General features: G+C 30.8%; 1 protein-coding gene. It reads right to left on the reverse strand.

Annotated features, from left to right (window positions below; all coding sequences use genetic code 11):
- Positions 1–257 precede the first annotated feature (257 nt).
- Positions 258–671, reverse strand: a complete 414-nt coding sequence (locus H9635_RS19060) for a DUF3888 domain-containing protein (protein ID WP_191701903.1) — start codon at positions 669–671, stop codon at positions 258–260.
- Positions 672–1,904 lie beyond the last annotated feature (1,233 nt).

Genomic DNA, 1,904 nt, shown 5'->3' on the forward strand with positions numbered 1-1,904 from the left:
GTTGGGGGCTTCCCCCTGTGAGAGTAGGACGTCGCTTCGCACACGCAAAACCACTGAATTTTCAGTGGTTTTTTTGTGTTTAAAAATTTATTTTATAATATTGATACTTAAGTAGTTGATGGGTATTTAAAAGATTTATGTTATTAGTTATATTTTGTCCGAGGAAATATAAAAATGGATGGTCTGGGCGTATTGTGAAATAACGAAACGATGGGAAGGTTTAGACTACACTTAATACAACGGGTTAATTCACTTTTTTATTCCGGTGGATATTTATATGTTTTTAGGTGAGTATGATTTATCAATTTAACTTCAGGTCCAGAAGATATTTCATAGGTCATCCTATCCTTTCCTACTGGAATATACTGACCGCCATCTGTAGGTTCAATAACAAATGTAATTTGCATTTGAAAGCCTCGAAAATGATTTCTTCTTGTTTCAATCAATTCAATTTTCCACGGAGTAACATGAGGCGAAAAATCCTTTGAAATCTCCGGATAATAATATTCAGTCAAATCCTTTTCTATATAAGGAGTAAGCATTAGCACAAGCATATCCTGTAATTTAAGCTCTTCAGAATCTTGAGTTATTATATTTGATGAAACTGTTGTTGATTGAAAAGGAGTAATAAGAGCCAGGAATAGTATAAAAACTGATAACATCTTTTTCATTCTTTGAATACACCTCTTTAAAGCTTTATCATTTAATTGTATTATCACCTTATTTCCAATAAGGTATGTGCTGCTTATATCATAAGGTTTTAAAGAACTTTGAGATATTTGTCACTTCAACTGCTGGACAGTTTAGTGGAAGAATAATTTAAAGGTTTCGGGGGAAAACACTCATTAATTAAATCTATATTAAGGGAGTATTCTATGCGGAATATACTTGTAATTTTATCTTCTTTTGTTTTTCTTAGTTTACACATTAATTACGATCAGGTGGTTGCGGAAAAACCCATGAAGTTAACATTAATCTCAAAAAATCTAGAAGTCCAAAGAGAACAGCCTGATTATAAGCTTATTTATGATACTTTGATTACAACGCTATTCCCCTTTATAGATAAAGAAATTATTAATTATTATTTATTATAGCTATCCCAAACAATTTGAGAATGCAAAAATTTTAAGTATTACAAGAGAGCATGAGGGCAGTTTTGATTTTAATGCAGAAGTCCAAGTCACAATTGGAGTAGCAAGCACGTTACTCTCTCTTGTTCAGGCGTTAAATAATCGTTGCCATACGACTGCCCGCAGAGACTCCATTTAAGGCCTAGCTTTAAACTTGCTATCTCGGTAATCTTGTTTACCAAAATGTCCTAATATTTCAGTTGTGATATGGCTCATATTTTAATCGCGAAATACGATTCTATTCTTAACGATATAAATCAACCGTTTCTTTTAGGGTTCGATTGCATTTTTACTATTGTTATTGTTTATATAGTTACCGAAAAATAAAAACGTATATGTAAAGTAGCGATATTTAAAAAGAATAGAAAGAAGTAGCATTCCAATACTCATATATAATAAGATTTATTCGTTGGTGGAATAATAATTGAGATATTATAAAAGCCTTTATTAACTAAAAAAGGGGGACCAATAGAGGGCATAATAAGTATAGAGTAAATCCTTTAACCCCTTTATCTAGTAGTTTATATATTGTTTGAATTTTACTAGTCTATAAATAGAAACTCATAATTCCTATAAAAATAATAAAGTTTTAAAATAACTATTGCTAATCGAATAATATCGTGATATATTATTATAAGTCGCAACGACGACAACACATTATAAAAAAACATTCAAAAAAGTTGTTGACAAAGCAATCGAATGAATGGTATGATATAAAAGTTGTCATAACAGATAGCGCAATGAACCTTGAAAACTGAACAAGCAACGTTAATG

Origin of the sequence: Solibacillus faecavium, from assembly GCF_014836905.1 — a bacterium.
Taxonomy (GTDB): Bacteria; Bacillota; Bacilli; order Bacillales_A; family Planococcaceae; genus Solibacillus; species Solibacillus faecavium.